Source organism: Actinoplanes sp. KI2, from assembly GCF_025630775.1.
Taxonomy (GTDB): Bacteria; Actinomycetota; Actinomycetes; order Mycobacteriales; family Micromonosporaceae; genus Actinoplanes.
The window spans coordinates 1-24,213 of sequence record NZ_JAOSZE010000070.1; the positions used below are offsets into that span (position 1 = coordinate 1).

The following is a 24,213-nucleotide window of genomic DNA, read 5'->3' on the forward strand; positions in this document are numbered from 1 at the left end:
ATCTGTGCGATCGGTTGTCACCCTGTGCCCGGCCAAGGCAGGCTGTGAAGGTGACCAGCCTCGACGCCCACCGCCTGGCCGACCTCGTGCGGATCCGACGCGTCAAGGACCGGATCGACCGGGAGTTCGCCCAGCCCTTGGATGTCGTGGCCCTGGCGCGCGGGGCACACATGTCGGCCGGTCATCTCAGCCGGGAGTTCCGCGCCGCATATGGCGAATCCCCGTACAGCTATCTGATGACCCGCCGGATCGAGCGGGCGATGACCCTGCTACGCCGGGGTGATCTCTCGGTCACCGAGGTCTGCTTCGCGGTCGGCTGCTCCTCGCTCGGCTCGTTCAGCAGCCGGTTCTCCGAGTTGGTCGGCGTCTCGCCGAGCGCCTACCGCAAGCTGGGCGCCGGGCAGGCGGCCGGCATGCCCAGCTGCGTGGCCGCGCAGGTGCTGCGACCGGTCAGGAATCGAGAAGCCGCAGCCACCCGCCGTCACTAGCGTGATCCGCATGGACCTCGTCATTCACAGCTCGTTCCTGCCGGCCGACGACCCGGAGAAGTCGCTCGCCTTCTACCGCGACGTCCTCGGTTTCGAGGTGCGCGGCGACGTCGGCCACGGCGCCATGCGCTGGATCGCCGTGGGACCTCCCGGCCAGCCGCAGACGTCGATCGTCCTGCATCCGCCGGCGGCCGACCCGGGTCTGACCGATGACGAACGCCGCACGATCGCCGAGTTGATGGCCAAGGGCACGTACGCGATGGTGGTCCTCGGTTCGGCCGACCTGGACGAGGCCTTCGACCGGATCGAGGCGGCCGGCGCCGAGGTGGTGCAGGAGCCGGTCGACCAGCCGTACGGCATCCGCGACTGCGCGTTCCGCGACCCGGCCGGCAACACGGTCCGAATCAACCAGCTCGGCTGATCTCGCTCCTACCCGCCACCTCGTCGGGGCTGCTCCGGCAGGCCTCCTATCAGCCCAACGGACGCCGGGCGACGCCAGAACCTCGACGTCGCCCCGCGGCTGCACAGAACGACGGGATCGGTGAGGGTCACCTTCGTCGTCCGCAACACCGGCTCCCGCGTCGGCACGGCCACCCCGCAGCTGTACCTCACGCTCCCGTCCACCGCCGGCGATTCCCTTTCAGACCTGGTGTTCGGGGACCGGGACCGGTTCGGTCTCCGTCTTGTCGGTCTCCGTCTTGTCCGCCTCGGGCTTCGGCTTCGGGCGTAGGACCGCGACCGCGACAATCGCCGCCGCGACCCCGCCGATCACGCCGATCAGCGACGTCCGCGCGATGGCTTCGACGAACGAGTCCTTTGCGACCTGGGCCAGCGCCGCGTCGCCGGTCTGGACCGCCACCCGCAGTGCTCCGCCGATCGAGTCGCGGGCCTGCGCGACCACGTCGGTGGGCATCGCCGACCGGTAGGCCGCGGTCAGCACACTGCCCAGCACCGCGATGCTCAACGCCTGGCCGACCTGCTGCACCGTGTCGTTGACCGCCGAGCCCACGCCCACTCGCTCGGGCGGCAGGGCGCCGAGCAGCGTGCCGTACGCGGCCGGCCCGGCGGTGCCGCTGCCCATGCCGATCACGACCAGCGCGGCGGCCAGCTTCAGATAGCCGTCCCCGGGGTTGAGCGAGGCGAGCACGCCGAACCCGCACGCCATCAGCAACAGCCCGATCGCCATCGCGGCGCGGGTGCCGAGCCGCTTGTCGACAACCACGCCCACGCCGTTGAAAATCATCACCGTCACGATCATCGGCACGAATGCGAGGCCGGCCTTGACCGGCGAATAGCCCAGCACGAACTGGATGTGCTGGGTCAGCGCGAGCACCACGCCGCCCGCCGAGAACGACAACAGCACGATGGAGAAGCTCGCGCCCGCGAAGTTGCGATCGCGGAACAACGACAGCGGCAGCATCGGCTCGGCGACGTGCCGTTCCCACAGGGTGAACGCGGTCAGCCCGACCACCGCGACCACGAACCCGCCGATGGTCTGCGGCGAGCCCCAGCCGACGCGGGACGTCGAGATGACCGCCCAGACCAGGGCGGCCATGCCGATCATCGAGAGCAGCGCGCCGATCAGGTCGGGCCGGGTGGCCGCGCCGCGCGACTCCGGGATGATCAGCAGCGCCGCGAGGACGGCGATGGCGGCGACCGGCACGTTGATCAGGAAGACCGATCCCCACCAGAAGTGCTGCAGGAGCAGGCCGCCGATCACCGGGCTGCCGAGGGCGCCCAGGGCGAGCACCGAGCTCCAGATGGCGATCGCCTTCTTGCGCTCCTGCTCGTCGAAGACCGTCGTGATGATCGACAGGGTGCCCGGCATCAGGAACGCGCCACCCACGCCCATCAGGCCACGGGCGGCGATCAGCTGCTCGGGGGTCCGGCACAGGGTCGCGAGCGCCGACGCGCCGCCGAACACGATCAGGCCGATGACCAGCCCGCGGCGCCGGCCGTGGCGGTCGGACAGGCTGCCGGCGGTCAACAGCAGGCCGGCGAAGACCAGAATGTACGAATCGATGATCCACTGGATCTCTGACGTGCTCGCGCCCAGGTCGCGGATCAGCGACGGGATCGCGATGTTGAGAACCATGTTGTCGATGACGACCACGAGCAGGCTCAGGCAGAGCACGCCGAGGATGAGCCATCGGCGAGGGTTGCGCTCCGGCATGACGGGCTTCTCTCGTACGGTGTGCGATTGACTCGCACACCGTACCATCGAAGTCGCACGCTGTTCGAGAGCCGTTACCATGGTTGGCATGCCAGCCCAGCCGGACTTCTTTCACTCGGTGTGGACGCGCCCGCCCCGCGCCCGCGGTGGCCAGCCCAGCCTCAGCCGTGAGCAGATCGTCCGGGCCGCGATCGAGCTGCTCGACGCCGAGGGCACGGCCGGCCTGAGCATGCGCCGGCTCGGCACCCGCCTCGACGCCGGTGCCACGTCGCTGTATTGGCACGTGGCGAACAAGGAGGAGCTGCTCGAGCTGGCCGTCGACGAGGTGCTGGGCGAGATCTACGTCCCCGAGGCCGGCGACGCGCCCTGGCGGGTCAGCGTCTCGACGTTCGCCAACGGCGTGCGCGCCACCCTGCTGCGCCACCCCTGGGTGATCGCCCTGCTCGGCACCAAGCCGACCCTCGGTCCGAACGCGATGCGCCTCGGCGACCGCCTGATCGCGCTGCTCACCGACGCCGGCTTCACCGGGTGGGCGATGTCGCACGTCAGCGCCTTGATCCACGGGCACGCCATCGGCTCGGCCACCACCCAGGCCGCGGCGACCAGCGCCCTACGCCGAGCCGACCGCCCGGTCAGCGAATACTTTCAGGACATCGAGCCCTATCTCGAGCGGGTGTCCGCCGACCACCCGCACTACGACCAGTGGCGCCGGTCCAACCCGATGGACGGCGTCCAGCCACTGAAGATCTGGGACGACGGCTTCGCCTTCGGCCTGGACCGCATTCTCGACGGCCTCGAGCATTGGCTAGCCACCGCGAAGCAGGCTTGACTCGGCCCCTGGGGCAGAGGTTTAGCTTTCCTCATGACGCAGACCCTCGCCGGTGACTTCGACTACGACACCCACGGCCTGGGGCTACGCGCGACCCGAGGCCTTCCTCGACCCGCAGACGCGCGCCGCCCGGTCGGCCTCGGGTTTCATCACGCCGGAGGCGGCCCACCGCGCCGTCGAAAGCTTGCGCTCCGACCTGACTTTCGGCCGGCGGCAGCAAACGTACGGGCATCTGCTCACCCAACCGCAATGCGCCGGTTCCTTACGGCTGCTGGTCGGCCACCCGTGAGCCCTCGCCGTTCGCCCCCAGACCGTCCAGCCGCTCGGCAGCTCGCGCGCCCGTCGCCGAGGGCTGTCGGGCCGCCTGGGCCGCGCCGTCGGTCGCAGTGAGCCGCGCCGTCGGTCGTGGTGAGCCGCGCCGTCGGTCGTGGTGAGCCGCGCCGTCGGTCGTGGTGAGCCGCGCCGTCGGTCGCGGTGAGTCGCGCCGGCGACCGCGGTGAGTCGCGTCGGCGACCGCGGTGAGCCGCTTGGTTCGAGCGCCGTGAGCCCGTCGCTGTTTGCCCCGGACCGTTCAGCCGCTCGGCATGCCGGCGCCCGTCGGCGGGGGCTGTCGGGTCGCCTGGGGGCCGTGCCGTTCCATCGGGGTGAGCCGCATTGGCGACCACCGTGAGCTTGCCGTTGGACCGGCCGTGAGTGCGTCGTTCGACCCGGCCTTCCCTCGCTCGTGAGCTGCGCCGCGGATTGACCCGTACCTTGGGGTTCGGGTTTAGGGTCCGGGCATGCGGGTCGGAGAGTTGGCGCGCCGCACCGGGACCACCGTGCGCGCGCTGCGGTATTACGAGGCGGCGGGTCTCGTCGTTCCGCGGCGCCTGGGGAACGGCTACCGGGAGTACCCGCCCATCGCGGTTCGCTTGGTTCAGCAGATCCGCGAGCTGACCGCGCTCGGGCTCAGCGTCGAGGAGACCCGGCCGTTCGTGGAGAGCCTGGCCGATGGCCGGGAGGCCGACGTGTGCGCGGCGGCGGTCGCCACCTACCGCAGCGCGATCGACGGTTTGCAGGAGCGGATCGGCAAGCTCACCGCTCAGCGGGACGGTCTGCATGAGCGGCTGGATGCGGCGGCCGGTCGGGTGCGTCCGCCGGCGCCGGCTCGGGGCAGCGCCGACCCGGCGGGGCTGGTCGGTGTGCGGGTGCCGAGCCTGGGCTTCTACGCGACCGACGGGCGCCCGGTCGACCTCGCCGCGCTCGGGCCGGGACGCAGCATCGTCTTCGTCTACCCGTTGACCGGCCGTCCCGGCGTCGACCTGCCGGACAGTCTGCTGGAGATTCCCGGCGCCCGCGGTTCGACCGAGCAGGCGTCCTGGTTCCGCGACCACCACGCCGAGCTGCTGGCTGCGGGCGCGGCGCGGGTGTTCGGGCTGTCCGCGCAGTCCGCCGGCTACCAGCGTGAGCTCGTGCACCGGCTGCGGCTGCCTTACCCGCTGCTGCCCGACCCGCGCATGACCTTGGCGACCGCGCTCGGCCTGCCGACCTTCGGCGCGGGTGACATGGTTCTCTATCGGCGCCTCACGCTGGTCATCCGGGACGACCTGATCGAGCATGTTTTTCATCCGATCGCCGCCCCCGCGATGCATGCGCTGGAGGTCTTGCAGTGGTTGAGCAAACATCGCCACGACTGACGATCCGCGACGCGGGCGAGGCCGACGCGGCGGCGTGCGCAGCGATCTACCGGCCCTTCGTGCTGGACACCGCGGTCAGCTTCGAGATCACCCCGCCGTCCGAGGTGGAGATGGCGACGCGCATCCGCGAGGTGTCCGGCACCCATGCCTGGCTGGTGGCCGAGCTCGGCGGGGACGTGGCCGGCTATGCGTATGCGCGTCCGTTCGCCGCCCGCGAGGCCTACCGCTGGTCGACCGAGACGAGCATCTACCTTTCCCCGCTGCACCGCGGCGCCGGCCTGGGCCGGTCGCTCTACGAGGCGCTGCTGGCCCGGCTGATCGAGCGCGGCTTCCGGGTGGCGGTCGCCAAGATGACCCTGCCCAACCCGGCGAGCGAAGGCTTGCACGCGGCCCTGGGCTTTCTGCCGGTCGGCGTTCACCGCCGCATCGGCTTCAAGAACGGTGCCTGGTACGACGTGGCCATCACCCAGCGCGACCTCGCCCCCGCCGCCGACCACCCCGCCGAGCCCCGCTAACCGTCGAGAAGGCCCGTTAACCCGTCGAGAAGGAAGGCCGCCACTCGATGAGCGACGGCCTTCCGACCCGATGCACCCGTGCCATTAGCTAGGTGCCATTGGCTCGGTGGTCCATCTAGCTAATGGGTTTCGTCGGCTTCCGGTTTGTCGGTGGCCGGCGGGTTGTAGGTGAGACTCTCCGTCGGGAGCGGGAAGTCCTGGTCGTCGCCGAACGGGGATGGTCCGCCCTGGTGGGGGAGGGCCAGTTCGGCGACGTCCATCTTGCCGTCGTCGCGGATCGGTGGGGCCTCGCCCTGGCGGGCGCTGGTGAACGGGGTGCCGGGTGTGTGCACCTCGGGCGTTGCCGTGCCGGCGGTGGCGGTGGTGACGGCGGCGGGGACGCGGGCCGGCTCGTCGAGCTGATCGCGGCGGAAGATCTTGCGGCCGAGCCAGACGAGCGGGTCGTAGCGGCGGTCGACGACGCGTTCCTTCATCGGGATGATCGCGTTGTCAGTGATCTTGATGTGCTCGGGGCAGACCTCGGTGCAGCACTTGGTGATGTTGCAGTAGCCGAGGCCCTGGTTGGCCTGCGCGTACTCCTTGCGGTCGGCACGCGCGTCGAGCGGGTGCATGTCGAGCTCGGCCGCGCGGATGAAGAAGCGCGGGCCGGAGAACGCGGTCTTGTTCTCCTCGTGGTCGCGCACCACGTGGCAGGTGTTCTGGCAGAGGTAGCACTCGATGCACTTGCGGAACTCCTGCGAGCGCTCGACGTCGACCTGCTGCATGCGGTACTGACCCGGCGCGACCCCCTCGGGCGGTGCGAACGCGGGCGTCTCGCGCGCCTTCTGGTAATTGAACGAGACGTCGGTGACCAGGTCGCGGATGACCGGGAAGGTCCGCAGCGGGGTGATCGTGACGGTCTCGGTCTCCTCGAAGGTGGACATCCGCGTCATGCAGCCCAGCCGGGGCATGCCGTTGATCTCCATCGAGCAGGAGCCGCACTTGCCGGCCTTGCAGTTCCACCGGCAGGCCAGGTCGGGCGTCTGGGTGGCCTGCAGCCGGTGGATGATGTCGAGCACGACCTCACCCTCGTTGACCTCGACGTCGAAGTCCTGGATCTCGCCGCCGGACGAGTCGCCGCGCCAGACGCGGAAGTGGCGCTTGGTGCCCATTACTTCGCCTCCGTCTTGCCCGCGCCGGGCAGTGCATCGAACTCGGCCAGTTCTGGTTCGGTCAGATATTTCGACAGCTCGGCGCGGTCGAACAGGGTGATCAGTTCCTCGCGCATCTTCGGCAGCGGCTTGCGTTCCAGGTGGACGTCGCCGGAGCCGTCGACCGAGCAGACCAGGTTGACCTTGCGCCAGTCGGGGTTCATACCCGGGAAGTCTTCTCGGGTGTGGCCGCCGCGCGACTCCTCCCGCTCCAGCGCCGCCTTCGCCGTGCACTCCGAGACGACCAGCATGTTGCGCAGGTCGAGGGCCAGGTGCCAGCCCGGGTTGTAGCGCCGGCCGCCGGTCGCGCCGACGTTGGCCACCCGCGCCTTGAGCTCCTGCAGCCGCTTGGCCGCGTCGGTCAGCTCGCCGGACCGCCGGATGATGCCGACCAGGTCGCCCATCACCGCCTGCAGGTCCTGCTGCAACGTGTACGGGTTTTCGCCGCTCGCCCGGTTCAGCGGGGCGAGCGCCACGTCGACGGCCGACTCGACGTCGGCGGTGTCGACCTTGGGCCGCTTGGTGAGCGCGTCGACGTACGCCGCCGCGTGCTCGCCGGCCCGCTTGCCGAAGACCAGCAGGTCGGAGAGCGAGTTGCCGCCGAGCCGGTTGGACCCGTGCATGCCGCCGGACACCTCGCCGGCCGCGAACAGGCCGTTCACCGTGCCGGACGCGGCCGCCGTGTCCGGGTCGACCTCGACGCCCCCCATCACGTAGTGACAGGTCGGCCCGACCTCCATCGGCTCCTTGGTGATGTCGACGTCGGCCAGCTCCTTGAACTGGTGGTGCATCGACGGCAGGCGTTTGATGATGGTCTCGGCCGGCATCCGGGTGGAGACGTCGAGGTAGACGCCGCCGGCCGGGGTGCCACGACCCGCCTTGACCTCGCTGTTGATCGCCCGAGCCACCTCGTCGCGGGGCAGCAGCTCCGGCGGGCGGCGGTTGTTGTCCGGGTCGGTGTACCAGCGGTCGGCTTCCTCCTCGGTGTCCGCGTACTGCTTGCGGAACACGTCGGGGACGTAGTTGAACATGAACCGCTTGCCCTCGGAGTTGCGCAGCACGCCGCCGTCGCCCCGGACCGACTCGGTGACCAGGATGCCCTTGACGCTGGGCGGCCAGACCATGCCGGTCGGGTGGAACTGGAGGAACTCCATGTTGATCAGCGTGGCGCCGGCGCGCAGGGCGAGGGCGTGGCCGTCACCCGTGTACTCCCAGGAGTTGGAGGTGACCTTGTAGCTGCGGCCGACGCCGCCGGTCGCGAGGACCACGGCCGGCGCCTCCAGCAGGAGAAACTCGCCGGACTCGCGGTAGTACCCGAAGGCGCCCGCGACGCGGTCGCCGTCGAGCATCAGCTCGGTGATCGTGGTTTCGGCGAAGACGCGGATCTTCGACTCGTAGTTTCCGGTCGCGGCGTAGTCCTCCTGCTGGAGGGACACGATCTTCTGCTGGAGCGTACGGATCAGCTCGAGGCCGGTGCGGTCGCCGACGTGGGCGAGGCGAGGGTACTCGTGGCCGCCGAAGTTCCGTTGCGAGATCTTGCCGTCCTTGGTGCGGTCGAAGAGCGCGCCGTAGGTCTCCAGCTCCCAGATCCGCTCCGGCGCCTCCTTGGCGTGCAGCTCGGCCATCCGGAAGTTGTTCAGGAACTTGCCGCCGCGCATGGTGTCGCGGAAGTGCACCATCCAGTTGTCGCGCGAGTTCACGTTGCCCATCGCGGCGGCCGCGCCGCCCTCGGCCATGACCGTGTGCGCCTTGCCGAAGAGTGACTTCGAGATGATCGCCGTGCGCTTCCCGGCCAGCCGGGCCTCGATCGCCGCGCGCAGGCCGGCGCCGCCGGCGCCGATCACGACGACGTCATAGTGGTGCCGTTCGATTCGTGTGGTCATCGTCGTCGCCCCTCAGCCGATGAATCGCAGGTCGGAGAACCAGTGGGCGGAAACGGCCATGATGTAGAAGTCGGTCAGCGCGAGCGTGCCCAGCGTGATCCAGGCGAGCCCCATGTGCCTCGTGTTCAGCTTCGAGACGAAGGTCCAGAACCGATAGCGCACCGGGTGCTTGGAGAAGTGTTTGAGCCGGCCCCCGGCGATGTGCCGGCAGGAGTGGCAGGACAACGTGTACGCCCAGAGCATCACCACGTTGACGACCAGGACGATGTTGCCGAGCCCGAAACCGAACCCGCTGGGGCTGTGGAAGGCGCGGATCGCGTCCCAGGTGTTGATGAGCGAGATGATCCCGGCGGCGAAGAACGCATACCGATGAACGTTCTGGAAGATCAGCGGGAAGCGTGTTTCGCCGGTGTATTTCTGATGCCCGTCGGGCACCGCACAGGCCGGCGGCGACAGCCAGAAGGCGCGGTAATACGCCTTCCGGTAGTAATAGCAGGTAAGCCGGAACAGCAGCAGGAACGGCAGCGTGAACGCGGCCTCGGGGATGAACCAAGCGCTGGGCAGCGGCGTGCCGAACTCGGCTGAGCCCTCGACGCACCGGTCGGTAATACACGGTGAGTAGAACGGCGTTAGGTAATGGTAATCCGACACGAAATACCACTTGTGCATAAAGACGCGGACGGTCGCGTATGTGACCCAGGCCGCGAGTCCCACGAAGGTGATAAGTGGGGGGAACCACCATCGGTCGGTGCGCAACGTTTTCGCCGCGATCGCTGCGCGGTTACGCCCCGCGCGATCGTCGGCCGGCCCCGTCGGCCTCGTTGCCGTCGTCGTCATTCGATCTCCTGATGTGCCCTGTCCAAGTGACCCGGCTGTTAACGGGCGGAGGCGCCCACAGCCGCCGTGCGTCCGTGATGTGTGGCACACGTTACGCCTGGGCTCGGACAGTTTTTGGCTCAGGGATGATGTCTATGTCACAAATCCGAGACCCGCTCGCATCGACATGGGCAAACAAGGTAGTGGATCTTGGAAATCCGGGCCGTCAGAGCTCGGGCACGGCCAGCCGGCGGATCGATCCGGCGCATGGCTCCGGCGACCATTGCACCAGCTGGTCGGCCACGGCCGTGCCGTCGTCGGTCCTCGGCGCGACGTAGAAGGCCGGCGTACGGGATTTGGCCTGGCGGTCCAGCGCGTCCGCGAAGACGGTCCGCGCGTCGAGCAGCTGCCGCCAGGCATCCGCGTCCCGCTGCGTGCCCAGCCGGTCGACGTAGATGCGCACGGCCGCGTTCTCGTCCCGGATAGCGGTGGCCCGCGCGGCCGGGCCGGTGGTCGCTCCCGGCGGGACCAGGCGGTTGAGCCGCCTCTCCAGGTCCAGGCAGTCGTTCTCGCGCACGGTCCGGGCCGCGCGGGCGTCGGCGGCGCGGTCGCGCACGCCGTTGACCGCCGAGACCACGGAGAGCGCGCCGGCGCAGAGCGCGACGGCGACGATCGCGGCGGCGACCGCAATGCCGGTGACGAACCAGCGGCGGCGACGACGGTCGGCATCGCCGGGGTTGGCCGGCAGCGGCCCGAAGCTGAGCAGCCGTCGCCGGGCGGACGGCCGGGCGGCAGTCGTGGCCGCGGTGCCCCCGCTCGACCCGGCTGCATCGCCCGGGCCCGCACCCGCTGCGGTCGCCCCACCCTCGACCGGCGCGCTAGAGCCGCCGACCGGCGCGGTCACGCCGCCCTCAGCCGGCCCGGTCACACTGCCCCCAGCCGGCCCGGTCACGCCGCCGTCGTCCGGCGCGGCAACGCCGCCGCCGACTCGCGTGGTCGCGTCGTCGCCGGCCTGCGCAGGCGCGCCCAACCCGCCGATCGAGAGTTCGCCGGTCGGCGTGTCGTCATCCGCGTTGCGCGGAGTGTCGCTCACCGGCTCAGTGAAGCACGCCGGTCAATGCTGGGCCGGATCATCCGGAGGCGTTTCCGGTGAGGTTCCAGCTGGCCAGGTGCACGGCCGGGGCCGCGTACCGGACGCCCGACCAGCGATCGGGCAGCAGCACCGACTCGCTGCCGATGCCACGGACCAGGCCGATGCCGAGCGCCTGCGGATAGGACTGGGTGAACCGCATGTTGCTCACCGCCGAGGTGACCTCGCCGTCCTCCACCAGCCACACCCCGTTGCGGGTCAGGCCGGTGACCACCAGGCTTTTCGGGTCGAGCACCCGGGTGTACCAGAAGTCGGTGATGAGCAGCCCGCGCTCCATGCGCGCCACCAGCGGCCGGGCCGACTCGGCGGTCGGGCCCGGCTCCGCGGCCGGTGGCAGCACCGGCTCGGTCGAGGCGGGCGCCGCCTCGAGCCGCATGCTGGTCGCGACCGGCCCCCACGTACGCGACTCGCCCCAGGCGTGGCCGGTCGACTCGGTGGCCGCCTCGGCCGCCGTCCGGCGGTCGTGCGTCACCGCCTCGGTCACCCCGTCGCGGACCAGCACGAGCGTGTGCCGCGGCGTGCCCTCGCCGTCGAACGGCAGGCCCGGCGCCGGCTCACCCCGGCTGCCCACCGGGTCGTCGACAATGGTCACGGACGGGTCGAACTGCTCGGCGTTCAGCTCGGCGAACGACTGCCGCTGGTTGAACAGCTTGCCGTTGAAGCCGAACATCGCGAGGTTGCCGAGCATGTCGGCGACCGCCTCGGGCTCCAGCACCACCTCGTACCGCCCCGGCGGCAGCTCGACCGGGCGCCGGGCGGCCCGCGCCTTGGCCGCGGCTCGCGCGCCCAGCGCCGCGCCGTCGATGTCGGCGATCTGGCCGCTGGCCAGCCGGGCCACGCCGTCCGAACCGTCGACGCGGGCGATGCCGTCCATCGCGGCCTCGGCCGTGCGGCCCTCGACGGCGTGGCCGTCGCTGTTGGCGAAGGCGGCGGAGGCGTACACCGTGCGGCAGAAGCCGGCCGTCTCCAGCCCGCCGGCCGCCCGGACGAAATCGCGGACCCGCACGGCCCGCTCGCCCGGATCGGCCTGCGCGGTCGCCTCGTCGAAGCCGAAGTCGAGGCCCGAGTGCTGGCCCGAGCCGAAATGAGCGGCCGAGACATGCAGCGGCGTGGGCCGGGTCAGACCCGGCCAGGTCGGGTCGGGCGGGCTCAGCCGGGCCGCTTCGATCGTGCGGTCGACCAGCGTGCGCAGGCCGTCCGCCGTGGTGATCGTGGTGGCGCCGGCCGACGTGCGGCCGTCCAGGTGCAGCCGCAGCCGTACGGTCGTGGTCGCCTCGGCCACGTTCTGGTGGATGGCCGAGTTGGCGAACCTGGTCAGGGCCTCGGCGTTGTGCGACACCAGGACCTCGGCGTCCGCCGCCGGCCCGGTCGCGGCGCGGACCAGCTCGATGACCCGGCCGGCCAGGTCCAGCTCGGCGTTCATCCGCGCACCCCCACGCGTACGTTCGTGAAGCGGGCCGGCGCCGCCGGGTGACCGGTGTGCCCGACCTGGCCGGGCTGGCCCTTTCCGCAGTTCGGTGTGCCCCAGGCGACCGTCTCGGAGGAGAGCATGTCCATCGACTGCCAGAACTTGGGGCCGATCCCGGTGTAGGTGGGGTTGCGCAGCAGGCGGCCGCGTTTGCCGTTCTTCACCTCGTACCCCATCTCGCAGCCGAATTGGAAGTTGAGCCGCCGGTCGTCGATCGACCAGGACCGGTTGGTCTCCATGAAGACCCCGTCGTCGGTGGCCGCGATGATCTCGTCGAGCGTGTGCGGCCCCGGCTCTAGGCCGACGTTGGTCATCCGGACCATGGGCAGCCGGGCCCAGCCGTCGGAGCGCACGCTGCCGGCGTAGTCGAGCCCGGCCACGGCGGCCGAGTCGCGCCCGGCGAGCACGCCCACCCAGATGCCGTCGCGCACGGCGTCGCGCTTGGTCGCCGGGGTGCCCTCGTCGTCGTACCCGAAGCTGCCCAGCGCGCCCGGGATGCGCGGGTCGATGGTGATGTTCATGAGCTCGGAGCCGTAGCGCAGGGAGCCCAGCTTTGCCAGGTCGAGCCAGCTGGTGCCGGCGAACGCGGCCTCCCACCCGAGGATGCGGTCGAGCTCGATGGCGTGCCCGACCGACTCATGGATCTGCAGGGCCAGCTGCTCGCTGCCGAGGATCAGCGTGGTCTCGCCGGCCGGGCAGAGCGGCGCGGTGACCAGGGCGCGCGCCTCCTCGGCCATCCGCGGCGCGTTGGCGATCAGATCGAGCTCCTCGACCAGCTCCCAGCCGCGGGTGCCGAACTGCCCGCCGTACGAGGGCCAGGACCGGCGCTGCACCTCGCCGTCGCCGATGGCGCTCGCCCAGACGCCCGCGCCGCACTCGCGGATGTGCTGATCGATGCGGTGCCCGTCGCTGGAGACGAACCACTTGCGGGTGTCCCAGCTGCGGTAGAGCGCCTCGGCGAGGTCGGCGCCGGACCCCTTGGCCGCGTCGGTCGCCCGGACCAGCAGGTCGCCCTTGGCCGACAGGGACACCGAGGCCGGGTCGACCTCGCAGTCGCTCGCCCAGCTCGCCTCGCCGGCCCCGGCCGGCACCAGGTCGATCGGCGGCCCGGGAACGGTCGCGCTGGCCGCGGCGATCTGCGCGGCGCGCCGGCCGGCCGCCCGAGCGGCGCCGTCCGAGAGGTCGGGCATCGCGTAGAAACCCCAGCTGGACCCCACCAGGGCGCGAACGCCGAGACCGGCGCTCTCGTCGGAGCTCAGATCCTCGACGGCGCCGTCGCGGGCGGTCATCGACTCGGTGCGGCGCACCATGACGCGTGCGTCGGCGTAGCGCGCCCCGGCATCCAGAGCGGCCTGGACCGCCGAGGACGCCTCATCGAAGTGGCTCATGCACCGACCCTAGGCGACCGGTACGACAAAACTCAGAGCGGCGGGGACAACTCGACCGGGTCGAGGACGGCGACCACCGGCTCCGTCAGCCGCAGCAGGTCACCGGGGCGGACGACGGCCTTCTCCACGTAGGTGTCGTCCACGAGCGCGTAGAGGTGCAAGGTGGCGCTGTCCTGCTCGACCAGGAGATACCACGGGATGCCGGCCGCGGCGTAGTAGTGCATCTTGAGCACCTTGTCGGTCGCGGCGTTGGATGGCGAAGTGATCTCGCAGACCAGGAGCACGCTGTCGGCGTCGAGGACCAGCTTGTGTTCCATGTCCGTCGTGATGACGAGATCGGGGCTGGGTATGCGGTCCGGTTCAGCCGGAGGTTCGGTTCCGGCAGCACGCGGGAGCCGGCGTCCCGCGCCGGGGTGCGGAGGGCGGCGGCCAGCTCGCCGAGGACGTGTTGATGAGTGGTGGTGGAGCGGGGTGACATGTGCAGGCTTCCATCGAACAGCTCGATGCGAGCGGCTGTCTCGCCGAGGGCGAGGAAGTCCTCTTCGGTGATCGGCAGGCCGTCGATGGGAATGGCCGCGGTCATGGTGCCTCCCTTGCGATCGAGTTGCTGGCTCTCGCACAGAGACTAGTCTCATGCCAACCGGTCTAGCGACTATCGGCGAGGGCTCCTCCTTGTAGGAAGGTCAGTTCCTCCGCCAAGGACGCGGTGGGGACGGCGGTGAAGCCTGGCAGGTCCGCGCCGATCAGCAGCAGCGGGCGGGACCGGTCCGACTGGGCCGCCGCCTCGGCGAGACTGTGGTGGGCGTACACCTCCGCGGCGTCCCCCCGATCGCCGAGGTACCGCTCCGCGAACGGCGCCGGCAGGTGGTTCCAGTCGGTGACCGGGTCGCGGGCCACCGCCCGATGGAAGATGTCCGGCCGCCGCAGCACCGCCATCGCCGCCAGCCAGCCGCCCAGCCCCGACCCGCGCACCGACACCGTCGACAGGTCCAGGTCGGGGTGCTTGCCGACCAGCGCGTGCAGGGCGTCCACCTGATCCGTCAGGGCCACGTCGCCCAGCCTGCGGTGCACCACCTTCTCGAAGCTGGGCGCCACCCCCGGCGTACCTCGGGAATCGACGCTCACCACCGCGAACCCCGCGTCGGCCCACCACTGCCGCTCCTGCCACGCCGACGGGTCGGTCACCACCTGTTGATAGCCGGTGCCGTCGCCCAGCGTGACCAGCACCGGGATCTTCGCGCCGCCCACGAAGCCGGCCGGGTACAGCACCGCGGCCGGCAGGCGCCGATCGGTGACCCGTTCCAGGATCGGGCTGGGGTGGTAGGGCAGGGGCGCCGACAGGTTGCGCAGCGTCGCCACCCGGGCCTCGCCACGCCACACCGTGTCGTCGAGGACCAGCACGTCGCCGTTGGCCTCGGCGCGATGCCAGCCCGGGGTCATGCTGATCTTGCGGGCCTCCGCGCCGCCGCCGGCCAGGGACGCGCGCACGCGGAACACCGACTGCGCCGACGGGTCGCCGTCGGTCCCCTCGACGATCAGGTCGGGCACGCCGCTCGGAGCGTCGGCCCGGGGCAGCGTGCCGACCACCCGCCGCACGTAGAGGCCGGGCGGGGTGAGCAGGCTGCCGTCGGCGAACAGGCAGCGCGCGTCGAAGCCGTCGTGCGCCAGCTCGCCGCCGACCAGCACCCGGCCGTCCGGCAGGTGCCGCGGCGTGCCGGCCACCGGCTCCACCCAGCGGGCGTCGGCCAGCTCGGCGTGCACCTGCGTCTCCCCGGTCCGCGGATCGATCGCCAGCACCAGCCCGTGCTGCTGCATCCGGCGCAGCACGGTGATCAACGGGCCGCCGCCGTCGGCCCAGCGCACATTCGCCACGTACGGGTAGGTCTCCCGGTCCCAATGCACGTCCACCCAGCCCTCGTCGAGGTCGAGCAGGTGCAGGCTGGTCGCCGCGGCCGTCCGGGTGGCCAGGATCTGGGTGCCGTCCGGCGACCACCACCAGCCGCGCCGCCGGCCGAACTGCACGGCGGCCGGGTCGGGCACGCCCCACGAGATCAGGCCGCCGTGCTCGCGCCAGGCCGTGCCGGGCTCGCCGGCCAGCAGCCGGTCGCCGGCCGGCCCGACGACGCGCAGCGACGCGGACCCGCCGGCCACGGTCACGTACCCGATGTGCCGTCCGGCCGGGTCGGGCCGCGGATCCTCGACCGGGCCGGTGGCCGGCACCTCGCCGACCGTGAAGGTCATCAGATCGGCGCGGAAGAGACGACCGTCGCGCGCGAACGCCGCCGTCCGGGCGTCACGGTCCACCGCGTACGCGGAAATCGGACCCTCGGCCACCAACCTCTCCTCGCCGGTGGTCACGGTCAGCGCCCAGAGCGCCGGGTCCGGATCCTCCGGCCCGGCCGAGCGCAGGAAGGCCACCCGGGCGCCGTCCGCGCCGATCTTGACGGCGTGCGGCGCGCCGTAACGGAAGTGACCGGTGCGATCGGCGAGGGCGGGGTAGTCCACGCGTCCAGCATCGCTGATCAAGGGTGCACCGCGCCGCGCAAACTCGCAGCCCGGCTCTGAAAAGGCGAGCCTGCCGCCGCGTAGAGTTGCCGCCGTGACTGACGCCCTGCCCGCGCGCCGCCTGCTGCTGGTGCACGCCCATCCCGACGACGAGGTCACCGGCACCGGCGCGACGATGGCCCACTACGCGGCCGCGGGCGCCCACGTGACGCTCGTTACCTGCACGCTCGGCGAGGAGGGCGAGATCCACGTCCCCGAGCTGGCGCAGCTCGAGGCCGGGCAGGCCGACCAGCTCGGCGGGTACCGCCTCGGCGAGCTGGCCCGCGCGTGCGCGGCGCTGGGCGTCACCGACCACCGCATCCTGGGCGGCGCGGGCCACTACCGCGACTCGGGGATGATGGGCCTGCCGACCAACGATCACCCCCGCGCGTTCTGGGGCGCCGACGTCGACGAGGCCGCCGCCCTGCTGGTCGAGGTGATCCGGGAGATCCGGCCGCAGATCATGATCACGTACGACGAGAACGGCTTCTACGGCCATCCCGATCACATCCAGGCGCACCGGGTCGCCATGCGCGCCGCCGAGCTGGCCGGGGCGGACGGCCCGCAGAAGATTTACTGGACCGCGATGCCGCTCAGCGTGCTGCGCGACGGCATGGAGGCGTTCCGCGGCCTCGACGACAACCCCTTCGCCGACGTGGAGAGGGTGGAGGACCTGCCGTTCGGGCACACCGACGAAGAGATCGCGGCCCGGATCGACGGCACCGACCACTACCAGCAGAAGACGGCGGCGATGCGGGCGCACGCCACCCAGATTCCGGACAACTCCTGGCTGTACGGCATCGCCGGGGACTTCGGCGGCGAGTTCATGGGCGTCGAATACTTTCTGCTCGCCAAGGGTGAGCGCGGCCCGGGCGAGGGCCCGCACAACTGGGAGAGCGACCTGTTCAGCGGTCTGCACATCGACGAGCCGGCGAGAGCGGACGCGGCCGCCAGATGATCGATTCGCGGGAAGAGGTCCAGCCCGAGGCGCCCCCGGCGCGCCGCTCGTGGGAACCGATCATCGTGGCGGGCGGGCTGGTGGTCGCGATCCTGGCCGCCTTCTTCTCCGGCGTGCTGGAGCTGTTCCTCACCCCGTTGCGTTGGGGCGACCTGACGACGATCTGGCGCGGCTCCGCGATCGGCTCCGGCCACGGCCCGCTGCTCGGCCTCTCGATCCTGCTGGCCGCGGTCGGCAACTACGCGATCGCCTGGTTCGCGGTCAGCACCACCGGCGGCCGCCGCTGGGCGCTCGGCCCGCCGTGGGCGCTCTGGACGCTGATGATGCTGCTGGCCGCCGGCGTGCGCACGCACGAGGGCGACTACCTGCTGGCCGGCAACGACTGGATCGGGCTCGCGATGATCCTGGTCGGCAGCCTGGCCTTCGCCGTCTATTCGTACCGGATGATCCTGCAAAGGCTGCCGAAGCAATGATTCGCAGCTGACTCTCAGGTTTCATCGAGGACTCGTGGCGCGTCATCCGCAAAGATGGCCCACGGGGTCGAGCGCCGGACGTTCCTCTGGCGTTACGATCCCGAGCCACGGATTGCGGTTTTCAGGAGGACAACATGAGGCAGCAGCGCTGGTTCGCGCCCGCGGCGCTGGCGATCGGCTTGTTCGCGATCAACGTCGTGGCCCGTCTGATCATCCGCCTCTTCTTCGACGGCAACGACTCGGCGGAGAACACGGCCTCGGTCATCATGTTCGCCCTGATCGGCCTGACCCTCGCGGTCTGGACGTTCGTGGCCTGCCAGCGCAAGCGCCCCAGCGAGTGGCTGCTGCCCGACCTGGTCTTCGGCGCGCTCGGCGGCCTGCTGCTGACCGTCCTGATCGGGCCGTTCATCAGCGGCGGGCAGCCGTTCAAGTCCGGTGCCGGCGACTTCTTCTTCCAGGTCTGGCTCTACGCCGGCTTCGCGATCGGCGGCACGCTGCTCGGCTACTGGGTCGCCATGCTGTTCGGCCGCGACTTCCGGTCCCGCTCGCTCAAGGCGTACTCGGAGACCCGGGCGGCGAAGCCGCGCAAGGTCGTCCGCCGCTAGGGCGCTTCCCGGGTCAGATAGGTGTGGTGGGTGCCGAAGCGCAACCCGCCGTACAGGCTGACCGCGGCGGTGTTCCGCTCCTCCACCTGTAGGTAGGCGCGGGTGCTGCCGTGCTGCGTCGCCCACTGCGCGAGGCCGCCGACCACCTGCTGGGCGATGCCGCGTCGGCGGGCGGCGGGCGCGGTCTGCAGCAGCGAGATGCCGAGCCAGCGGTCCGGGCCGGTGATGGCGCCGCGCGCCACCGCGATCAGCGAGCCGTCGGCATCGTGCACCTGAGCAAAAACAGCTTCCGGTACGCCGGTGAGAATGCGCACCGCGGTCGGCGGCAGGGCGCCCTTGTGCTCGGCGACCATCGCGAACCAGTCGTCGCTGGGAGCATCGGCCAGCTCGACCGGGGGCAGGTCACCGCGCGGCGGGACGGCGGCGAGCACCGCGGGCAGCACGGCGGTCTGCACCAGGGTGAGCGGCCGAGCGGTCCAGCCGCGCTCGTCGAGGGCGGCGTTGACCGGGGCGGCGAGCGGCATCGGCGCATTGATCAGCGGCTGCTGGCCGTGCGCTTGGTACCACGCCACCACGGCGTCGATCGCGGCCTCGAGCGTACGGTCCGGGTCGCCGACGGCCAGCGCCGAGTTCGCCCGGCCGGTCCAGTTGCCGGCCGCCCGCAACAGCCAGCTGCCCAGGCGCGACTGGATCGGCGCCGGCCAGGCGGCGTTGGCCGCGAGCTCGAGGGCGATCACGCCGGCCGCCGGCGGGCGGCGCGCGGCCGGGACCCGCTTGGCCCGGTGCACTTCCTCCAGGGGCACCCGCAACGTCCCTTTTTCGGTGGCGATCGTGAGATCCGTCTCGGTGAGGTCGACGAGCTCCCCGAGTGCATCGGAATACAGCGTTCGCTCCGGCGAGACGCCTACAATCCGGCGTACTACCACCCGGTGTCCCACATCCTGCCGACGGAGCACGTGTCACCTCCTCCGGCGGAGATACTAGGCTCTGCATTCGTCGCCGGCGGTTCGCGCGGCGTGGCTTTGGAGGGAAAGACCCGTGACCTACATCATCGCTGAGCCCTGCGTCGATGTGCTCGACAAGGCATGCATCGAAGAGTGCCCGGTCGACTGCATCTACGAGGGCAACCGGATGCTCTACATCCACCCCGATGAGTGTGTGGACTGCGGGGCGTGCGAGCCGGTCTGCCCGGTCGAGGCGATCTTCTACGAGGACGACGTGCCCGACCAGTGGAAGGACTACACGAACGCGAACTACGAGTTCTTCGAGGACCTCGGCTCGCCCGGCGGCGCCGCGAAGAAGGGCAAGATCGACAAGGATGCCGCGTTCGTGGCGGCCCAGCCGCCCCGGGGCGACCACTGAGCGCTCTCGCGTCGGCCCTGCCGGACTTCCCCTGGGACCTGCTGGAGCCGGCGAAGGCCAAGGCCGCCGCGCACCCCGGCGGCATCGTCGACCTGTCCGTCGGCACCCCGGTCGACCCGGTTCCGGCATTGATTCGCCAGGCGCTCGCCGACGCGTCGGACGCACCGGGGTACCCGCTCACCGCGGGCACCCCGGCGCTCCGCGCGGCGATCGCCGGCTGGCTGGCCCGGGCGTGCAACGCCTCGGGTGAGCCCGGGGTGCTGCCCACGATCGGTTCCAAGGAACTGGTCGCCTGGCTGCCCACCCTGCTCGGGGTCCGCCCCGGGGACGTCGTGGTGATCCCCTCGGTCTGCTACCCGACGTACGAGGTCGGCGGCCTGCTGGCCGGTGCCACCGTGGTGCGCAGCGACTCGCTGACCGCGCTCGGCCCGGACCGCCGGATCAAACTGATCTGGATCAACTCGCCGTCCAACCCGACCGGCAGGGTGCTGCCGGTCGAGCACCTGCGCAAGGTCGTCGCCTGGGCCCGCGAGCGCGGCGTGACCGTGGTCAGCGACGAGTGCTACCTGTCGCTGGGCTGGGAAAGCCGCCCGGTCTCGGTGCTCGACGACGCGGTCACCGGCGGCGACTACACCGGCGTCCTGGCCGTGCACTCGCTCTCCAAGCGGTCGAACCTCGCCGGTTACCGGGCTGGCTTCCTCGGCGGCGACCCGGCGCTGGTCGCCGGCCTGCTCGCGGTCCGTAAGCACGCCGGCATGATCGTCCCGGCGCCGGTGCAGGCCGCGATGATCGCCGCGCTCGGCGACGAGACGCACGTCGAGCGCCAGCGCGAGTTGTACGCCGCCCGGCGCGACACGCTGCGTACCGCCCTCGCCAAGGCGGGCTTCGAGATCGATCACTCGGAGGCGGGCCTGTACCTGTGGGCCACCCGCGGCGAGGACTGCTGGCAGACCGTCGACGGCCTCGCCGAGAAGGGCATCCTGGCCGCTCCGGGCGCCTTCTACGGCCCGGCCGCGGCCCAGCACGTCCGGATCGCGCTGACCGCCACCGACGAACGCGTCGCTGCCGCGGTGGCCCGGCTGTCCTGACTCTGGGTGATCTTCCGGTCGAGGGGTGAGGTTTTGCGGTCTCGACGCCCATCGCTACCCTCGGGGCCGGAACCATACGACGCTGCGGGGAGGCGGTCGTGGCTGACGGAGTGCACGTCGAGACGGATGGGCTGCACAAGTTCTCTAATCAGGTCCCTAACGACACGTCGACAACCCTCGCGTCGGGCTATTCGCGAGCCGGCGTGGAGCTCTCGGCCGGGATCGCGTTCGGGGCCAACAACGCCAGCGGCGGGGTGGCCGCGGCCAAGCAGCGCTATCAGGCCAGCCTGAAGGCCTCGACGCAGAACATCGAGGCATACCTGGAGGCGGCGGCGGTTCTCGCCGCGGCGGCCGGCAAGGTGGCCGACGCCTTGGAGAAGAGCGACGGCCGCTCCGCTCAGAGCGCCTCGCAGGTGAACGCCCTGATGGCGCAGGCGGTCGCCGAGGCGCAGGCCCGCCGGGCCATGGCCGACGGGCACCCGTCCACCCGGGGAGGTGCGCGGGCGATATGACCGACGAACCCGTGGTGACCAGCCTCTACTGCACGAACTGGGGCGGCTTCAACACGCCCCGCCTGTGGGCGATGGTGGAGCACGAGGACGACGAGCCGAGCCGACGGCAGGTGAGCGCGTGGCGCACGCTGGCCGGCTCGGTGCGCAGCCAGCAGGAGGCGCTGAAGACGGCCCGCGCCGATCTCGTCGCGGCCTGGCCGCCGGAGCAGAACCAGTCGTCGGCCGCCTTCGTGCAGGAACTCGACATCCTGATCGGCCGGCTCGACTCGGCCTCGGCCGACGCCGACGCCACGGCGAGCGGGCTGGACAACATCGTCTCCGCGATCCAGACCGCGAAGACGAAGCTGAAGCCGCTGTGGGAGCAGTACAAGGACAAGAGCTCCGACCTGATCCCGCACTGGTGGGACAAGGCCGAGGACGGCATCGACTCCCAGGCACGCAACGCGATGATCGAGGCCGAGCGCGCGGTGGAGGACTCTGTCTCGCTGCTCAAGGTCCCGGAGCCCTACCAGTTGAGAGTCGGCCAGATTGACGAGGAGGACGACGGCTCCGGGCGCCCGGTCCGTTCGGCCGCCGGCGGCGGGCACAGATCGACCTCCCGCGGGATCGATGTTTCAGTGCCGCACGACCCGCCGCCGCCGATGCCCGGCCACGACACGACGGTGCCCGGCGGCAATCAGGGTGGCAGCACCGGCGATGGCTCGGCAGGAAGCGTTGGCGGCGGGGGCGGCCCCGGACTGGCCGGCGTGATTACCCCCGGCCCACCCCCAGGCGTGCCGGGTGGCGGACAGCTCACCCCGCTGCCCACCGGTGGCGGCGGAGGATTACCCACTGGTGGCAGTCCGATCAACCCAGTCGTTCCCGGCCTGCTGCCCACCGGCGGCGGCGCGCCGATCGCCCCGGGTAGCGGCCTTCGACCCGGGCGGTTGACGCAGTCGGGCGTCCTCGGCGAGCCCGGTGCGGGCGTTTCCCGCGGGTCGCCGGTCGGGCGTAGTGGCCGGCAGCCACGACCGTCGTGGCTGTCCGACGACGAGGTCGGCCCCGACCGCAACCGGGGAACTGGAATGTCCGGCATGCCCGGTCGCGGCGGCCGTCGAGGGCGGAGCGATGACCAACTCGCCTTCGATCCGGACAACCCGTGGGCGGTCGCCGAGGGCGTCGAGCCGGTGATCGCTCCATCCACCGACAAGCCGCGGCACGACCCCGGCCCAACCGTGATCGGCTGGCGCTAGTGCTGCGAACCGTGCGTGCGGGTGGCGCCGCGATCGGCGCCGCCCTGCTCACCGTGCTGCTGACTGGCGTACCGGCCCGGGCCGACGCCGAGCGGACCAGCCAGTGGTACTTCGCTCCCATGCAGCTCGCCAAGGCTCAGACACTGGGCAACGGGGGCGAGGGCGTCACGGTCGCGGTCCTCGACACCGGTATCGACACCACCCACCAGGATCTGCGCGGCGCAACGCTGCCGGGATACAACACCGTGCGTAAAGGGCCGTCCGACAGCTTGGACAACGGTGGACACGGCACGGGGATCGCGACCTTGATCGCCGGGCGGGGTCACGGTAGCGGCGATGGTCTGCTCGGTGTCGCTCCGCGCAGCAAGGTCATGGCGGTCACGCCGAGCGACGACCCGGTATACGCGGCCGAGGGAATCCGTTGGGCGGTCGCGCACGGCGCCAAGGTGATCAACATGTCGTTCGCCCTGTCGGTCGGTGGCGACGTCATGCAGAAGGCGGTGGATGAGGCGGTCGCGGCCGATGTGGTCCTGGTGGCCGGTTCGGGCAACGAACACCAGGCCGTCGGACTTCCGGCCGGGCTTCGCGGCGTGCTCGCGGTCGGCGCGGTGGACAGGAACAACAAGGTCGCCGACTTCTCCAACTACGGCAAAGAGCTCGACCTCGTCGCCTACGGCACCCAGATTCCGGCGGCGCGCCCGAACAATACGTATACCGTTGTGAAGGGTACGAGCGACTCGACCGCTCTCGTCTCCGGGGTTGCCGCGCTCATTCGGGCCCGCTATCCCGACATGTCTGCCGCCGAGGTGGTGGATCGGCTGACCCGCACCGCGACCGACCGTGGGGCCAAGGGGCGCGACGACTACTACGGGTACGGCCAGCTGAACCCGGTTGCCGCGTTGACCGCGCCCCGGGTTGCACCGAGCGCGACCACGGCCGTCCCGACCGATGCGCCGGTCACCGCCGCCCAGGGCCCGGCGCCGGTCACCTCGGCCGTGGACGGTGGGCTGCCGGGCTGGCTGTTCTTCGCCGCGGTCGGCGGGTTCGTGCTGATCGTCACCCTGGCCGTCGTGATGATCGTGCGGGTACGTAGAGGTTCCTGAGCGCCGGCGCGGATTGGCATGACGTCTGGCGTTCGGGTACTCGAATGAGTGACCTTGGTGCGTTACTCTCAGTGCCCTCAGATCTGGGGGGATCGACGTTGTTTCCATCCGTGCAAGCGGAACGGGGCGGCGACGCGCGCGTGGGGGATGCGCGCAGGTTCGCTGTCTATGTAGGAAATATGGTGATTCGCGCGCGTGCTGGCGGTCCGCCGCCGCGGCTCGATCGGATCGCCGGGCCGGACCGCACCGGCACCGCATTTGCCGTGGTCGACGCCGTGGGCAGATTTGTCGACGTGAGCCTGCGGCCGGACTGGTGGTCGGCACTCGGCCCGGCCCGCGTCGCGTCGGGGCTGATCGAGGCGCTGGCGACCGCTCGCCTCAAGGCCGCGCTCGTTCCGATGATCCTGCGTCGACACGATTACCAACCGTTACCGGGAGAGTCCACCGACGACGGCTTCCTCGACGCGGCCCGCGGCAAGATCGACACGGCTCGCGGCAAGATCGATGCGCCCCGTGGCCGGGTCGATGCGCCCCGCGGCCGCGTCGTCGAGGCGTACCGCCTGATCAACGACGTCGACAGGCGGCCGACGGTCCGGGCGGTGGCGGGCCCGCTCGGCCTGTTCCGGGTGTACGCCCGCGACGGCCGGATCGAGCGGGCCGAGGTCACCGCGGTGCTGACCCCTGGCGACACCGACCGGCTGCTGGCCGACGCCCGGCACGCACTCGCCGAGCCGGCCAAGACCCGCGGGCGGCTCTGACA

At 71.2% G+C, this 24,213-nt stretch carries 25 protein-coding genes; 15 read left to right on the plus strand and 10 right to left on the minus strand.

Annotation, left to right across the window (positions count from 1 at the left end):
• The first annotated feature begins 50 nt into the window (after positions 1-50).
• A complete protein-coding gene (locus ODJ79_RS43395; RefSeq protein ID WP_317620752.1) occupies positions 51-488 on the plus strand; it encodes a helix-turn-helix transcriptional regulator in 438 nt (145 codons plus the stop codon).
• 10 nt (positions 489-498) lie between these two features.
• Positions 499-909 (plus strand): VOC family protein, encoded by a 411-nt coding sequence (locus ODJ79_RS43400; RefSeq protein ID WP_263029579.1) that lies wholly within the window; start codon positions 499-501, stop codon positions 907-909.
• A gap of 219 nt (positions 910-1,128) precedes the next feature.
• Here ODJ79_RS43400 and ODJ79_RS43405 read toward each other — a convergent pair whose 3' ends face one another.
• Complete coding sequence (locus tag ODJ79_RS43405) at positions 1,129-2,661, minus strand: MFS transporter (RefSeq protein WP_263029580.1); 1,533 nt, start codon at positions 2,659-2,661, stop codon at positions 1,129-1,131.
• 88 nt (positions 2,662-2,749) lie between these two features.
• On the opposite strand from ODJ79_RS43405, the gene ODJ79_RS43410 reads away from it, so the two are divergent.
• The 4 genes from ODJ79_RS43410 to ODJ79_RS43425 all read left to right on the plus strand — a co-directional run bounded on the left by ODJ79_RS43410 (position 2,750) and on the right by ODJ79_RS43425 (position 5,681).
• The gene (locus ODJ79_RS43410) at positions 2,750-3,490 is read left to right on the plus strand and encodes a TetR/AcrR family transcriptional regulator C-terminal domain-containing protein (protein ID WP_263029581.1); all 741 of its coding nucleotides are present in this window, start codon (positions 2,750-2,752) and stop codon (positions 3,488-3,490) included.
• Between the two features lie 52 nt (positions 3,491-3,542).
• Positions 3,543-3,779: a hypothetical protein gene (locus tag ODJ79_RS43415; RefSeq protein ID WP_263029582.1), complete on the plus strand. Its 237-nt coding sequence runs from the start codon at positions 3,543-3,545 to the stop codon at positions 3,777-3,779.
• 490 nt (positions 3,780-4,269) lie between these two features.
• Positions 4,270-5,166 carry a MerR family transcriptional regulator gene (locus ODJ79_RS43420; RefSeq protein WP_263029583.1) on the plus strand — a complete coding sequence of 299 codons (897 nt, stop codon included), beginning with the start codon at positions 4,270-4,272 and terminating at the stop codon, positions 5,164-5,166.
• Complete coding sequence (locus ODJ79_RS43425) at positions 5,139-5,681, plus strand: GNAT family N-acetyltransferase (protein ID WP_263029584.1); 543 nt, start codon at positions 5,139-5,141, stop codon at positions 5,679-5,681. The genes ODJ79_RS43420 and ODJ79_RS43425 overlap by 28 nt, the downstream gene beginning before the upstream one ends.
• 119 nt (positions 5,682-5,800) lie before the next feature.
• Here ODJ79_RS43425 and ODJ79_RS43430 read toward each other — a convergent pair whose 3' ends face one another.
• From ODJ79_RS43430 to ODJ79_RS43470, 8 genes are all read right to left on the minus strand, one after another.
• The gene (locus tag ODJ79_RS43430; protein ID WP_263029585.1) at positions 5,801-6,832 is read right to left on the minus strand and encodes a succinate dehydrogenase/fumarate reductase iron-sulfur subunit; all 1,032 of its coding nucleotides are present in this window, start codon (positions 6,830-6,832) and stop codon (positions 5,801-5,803) included.
• Entirely contained in the window at positions 6,832-8,754 is a 1,923-nt protein-coding gene (locus ODJ79_RS43435; RefSeq protein ID WP_263029586.1) for a fumarate reductase/succinate dehydrogenase flavoprotein subunit, read from the minus strand. The genes ODJ79_RS43430 and ODJ79_RS43435 overlap by 1 nt, the downstream gene beginning before the upstream one ends.
• Before the next feature lie 12 nt (positions 8,755-8,766).
• On the minus strand, positions 8,767-9,591 hold the full coding sequence (locus ODJ79_RS43440) for a hypothetical protein (protein ID WP_263029587.1): 825 nt from the start codon (positions 9,589-9,591) through the stop codon (positions 8,767-8,769).
• A gap of 205 nt (positions 9,592-9,796) precedes the next feature.
• The gene (locus tag ODJ79_RS43445) at positions 9,797-10,663 is read right to left on the minus strand and encodes a hypothetical protein (RefSeq protein WP_263029588.1); all 867 of its coding nucleotides are present in this window, start codon (positions 10,661-10,663) and stop codon (positions 9,797-9,799) included.
• A 37-nt stretch (positions 10,664-10,700) separates the two neighbouring features.
• Positions 10,701-12,143, minus strand: a complete 1,443-nt coding sequence (locus tag ODJ79_RS43450; RefSeq protein WP_263029589.1) for a TldD/PmbA family protein — start codon at positions 12,141-12,143, stop codon at positions 10,701-10,703.
• Positions 12,140-13,576: a TldD/PmbA family protein gene (locus ODJ79_RS43455; RefSeq protein WP_263029590.1), complete on the minus strand. Its 1,437-nt coding sequence runs from the start codon at positions 13,574-13,576 to the stop codon at positions 12,140-12,142. The genes ODJ79_RS43450 and ODJ79_RS43455 overlap by 4 nt, the downstream gene beginning before the upstream one ends.
• A 32-nt stretch (positions 13,577-13,608) precedes the next feature.
• Positions 13,609-14,211, minus strand: coding sequence for a Uma2 family endonuclease (locus ODJ79_RS47070; protein ID WP_317620753.1), 603 nt, complete (start codon positions 14,209-14,211; stop codon positions 13,609-13,611).
• Positions 14,212-14,221: 10 nt separating this feature from the next.
• Positions 14,222-16,081: a prolyl oligopeptidase family serine peptidase gene (locus ODJ79_RS43470; protein ID WP_263029591.1), complete on the minus strand. Its 1,860-nt coding sequence runs from the start codon at positions 16,079-16,081 to the stop codon at positions 14,222-14,224.
• A 94-nt stretch (positions 16,082-16,175) separates the two neighbouring features.
• Here ODJ79_RS43470 and mshB point away from each other — a divergent pair, with 94 nt between their 5' ends.
• The 3 genes from mshB (at position 16,176) to ODJ79_RS43485 (ending at position 18,156) form a co-directional block, all read left to right on the plus strand.
• Positions 16,176-17,078 (plus strand): N-acetyl-1-D-myo-inositol-2-amino-2-deoxy-alpha-D-glucopyranoside deacetylase, encoded by a 903-nt coding sequence (gene mshB, locus ODJ79_RS43475; protein ID WP_263029592.1) that lies wholly within the window; start codon positions 16,176-16,178, stop codon positions 17,076-17,078.
• A complete protein-coding gene (locus tag ODJ79_RS43480; RefSeq protein ID WP_263029593.1) occupies positions 17,075-17,551 on the plus strand; it encodes a hypothetical protein in 477 nt (158 codons plus the stop codon). The genes mshB and ODJ79_RS43480 overlap by 4 nt, the downstream gene beginning before the upstream one ends.
• Before the next feature lie 134 nt (positions 17,552-17,685).
• Positions 17,686-18,156 carry a hypothetical protein gene (locus tag ODJ79_RS43485; RefSeq protein WP_263029594.1) on the plus strand — a complete coding sequence of 157 codons (471 nt, stop codon included), beginning with the start codon at positions 17,686-17,688 and terminating at the stop codon, positions 18,154-18,156.
• Here ODJ79_RS43485 and ODJ79_RS43490 read toward each other — a convergent pair.
• A complete protein-coding gene (locus ODJ79_RS43490) occupies positions 18,153-19,112 on the minus strand; it encodes a GNAT family N-acetyltransferase (protein WP_263029595.1) in 960 nt (319 codons plus the stop codon). The genes ODJ79_RS43485 and ODJ79_RS43490 overlap by 4 nt on opposite strands.
• A gap of 82 nt (positions 19,113-19,194) precedes the next feature.
• On the opposite strand from ODJ79_RS43490, the gene fdxA reads away from it, so the two are divergent.
• The 6 genes from fdxA to ODJ79_RS43520 all read left to right on the plus strand — a co-directional run bounded on the left by fdxA (position 19,195) and on the right by ODJ79_RS43520 (position 24,211).
• Positions 19,195-19,518, plus strand: coding sequence for a ferredoxin (fdxA, locus tag ODJ79_RS43495; protein WP_263029596.1), 324 nt, complete (start codon positions 19,195-19,197; stop codon positions 19,516-19,518).
• Positions 19,515-20,606: a succinyldiaminopimelate transaminase gene (gene dapC, locus ODJ79_RS43500; protein WP_263029618.1), complete on the plus strand. Its 1,092-nt coding sequence runs from the start codon at positions 19,515-19,517 to the stop codon at positions 20,604-20,606. The genes fdxA and dapC overlap by 4 nt, the downstream gene beginning before the upstream one ends.
• A gap of 98 nt (positions 20,607-20,704) precedes the next feature.
• Positions 20,705-21,118, plus strand: a complete 414-nt coding sequence (locus ODJ79_RS43505) for a hypothetical protein (RefSeq protein WP_263029597.1) — start codon at positions 20,705-20,707, stop codon at positions 21,116-21,118.
• On the plus strand, positions 21,115-22,350 hold the full coding sequence (locus ODJ79_RS43510) for a hypothetical protein (RefSeq protein WP_263029598.1): 1,236 nt from the start codon (positions 21,115-21,117) through the stop codon (positions 22,348-22,350). The genes ODJ79_RS43505 and ODJ79_RS43510 overlap by 4 nt, the downstream gene beginning before the upstream one ends.
• The gene (locus tag ODJ79_RS43515) at positions 22,350-23,453 is read left to right on the plus strand and encodes a S8 family serine peptidase (protein WP_263029599.1); all 1,104 of its coding nucleotides are present in this window, start codon (positions 22,350-22,352) and stop codon (positions 23,451-23,453) included. The genes ODJ79_RS43510 and ODJ79_RS43515 overlap by 1 nt, the downstream gene beginning before the upstream one ends.
• Before the next feature lie 44 nt (positions 23,454-23,497).
• Positions 23,498-24,211: a hypothetical protein gene (locus tag ODJ79_RS43520; RefSeq protein ID WP_263029600.1), complete on the plus strand. Its 714-nt coding sequence runs from the start codon at positions 23,498-23,500 to the stop codon at positions 24,209-24,211.
• Positions 24,212-24,213 lie beyond the last annotated feature (2 nt).

Bases quoted from the DNA above. Each gene is read 5' to 3' on its own strand.
- ODJ79_RS43400 (WP_263029579.1), top strand. From the start codon at position 499: ATGGACCTCGTCATTCACAGCTCGTTCCTGCCGGCCGACGACCCGGAG.
- ODJ79_RS43405 (WP_263029580.1), bottom strand. From the start codon at position 2,661: ATGCCGGAGCGCAACCCTCGCCGATGGCTCATCCTCGGCGTGCTCTGC.
- ODJ79_RS43410 (WP_263029581.1), top strand. From the start codon at position 2,750: ATGCCAGCCCAGCCGGACTTCTTTCACTCGGTGTGGACGCGCCCGCCC.
- ODJ79_RS43420 (WP_263029583.1), top strand. From the start codon at position 4,270: ATGCGGGTCGGAGAGTTGGCGCGCCGCACCGGGACCACCGTGCGCGCG.
- ODJ79_RS43430 (WP_263029585.1), bottom strand. From the start codon at position 6,832: ATGGGCACCAAGCGCCACTTCCGCGTCTGGCGCGGCGACTCGTCCGGC.
- ODJ79_RS43435 (WP_263029586.1), bottom strand. From the start codon at position 8,754: ATGACCACACGAATCGAACGGCACCACTATGACGTCGTCGTGATCGGC.
- ODJ79_RS43440 (WP_263029587.1), bottom strand. From the start codon at position 9,591: ATGACGACGACGGCAACGAGGCCGACGGGGCCGGCCGACGATCGCGCG.
- ODJ79_RS43450 (WP_263029589.1), bottom strand. From the start codon at position 12,143: ATGAACGCCGAGCTGGACCTGGCCGGCCGGGTCATCGAGCTGGTCCGC.
- ODJ79_RS43455 (WP_263029590.1), bottom strand. From the start codon at position 13,576: ATGAGCCACTTCGATGAGGCGTCCTCGGCGGTCCAGGCCGCTCTGGAT.
- ODJ79_RS47070 (WP_317620753.1), bottom strand. From the start codon at position 14,211: ATGAGACTAGTCTCTGTGCGAGAGCCAGCAACTCGATCGCAAGGGAGG.
- ODJ79_RS43480 (WP_263029593.1), top strand. From the start codon at position 17,075: ATGATCGATTCGCGGGAAGAGGTCCAGCCCGAGGCGCCCCCGGCGCGC.
- ODJ79_RS43485 (WP_263029594.1), top strand. From the start codon at position 17,686: ATGAGGCAGCAGCGCTGGTTCGCGCCCGCGGCGCTGGCGATCGGCTTG.
- ODJ79_RS43510 (WP_263029598.1), top strand. From the start codon at position 21,115: ATGACCGACGAACCCGTGGTGACCAGCCTCTACTGCACGAACTGGGGC.
- ODJ79_RS43520 (WP_263029600.1), top strand. From the start codon at position 23,498: ATGAGTGACCTTGGTGCGTTACTCTCAGTGCCCTCAGATCTGGGGGGA.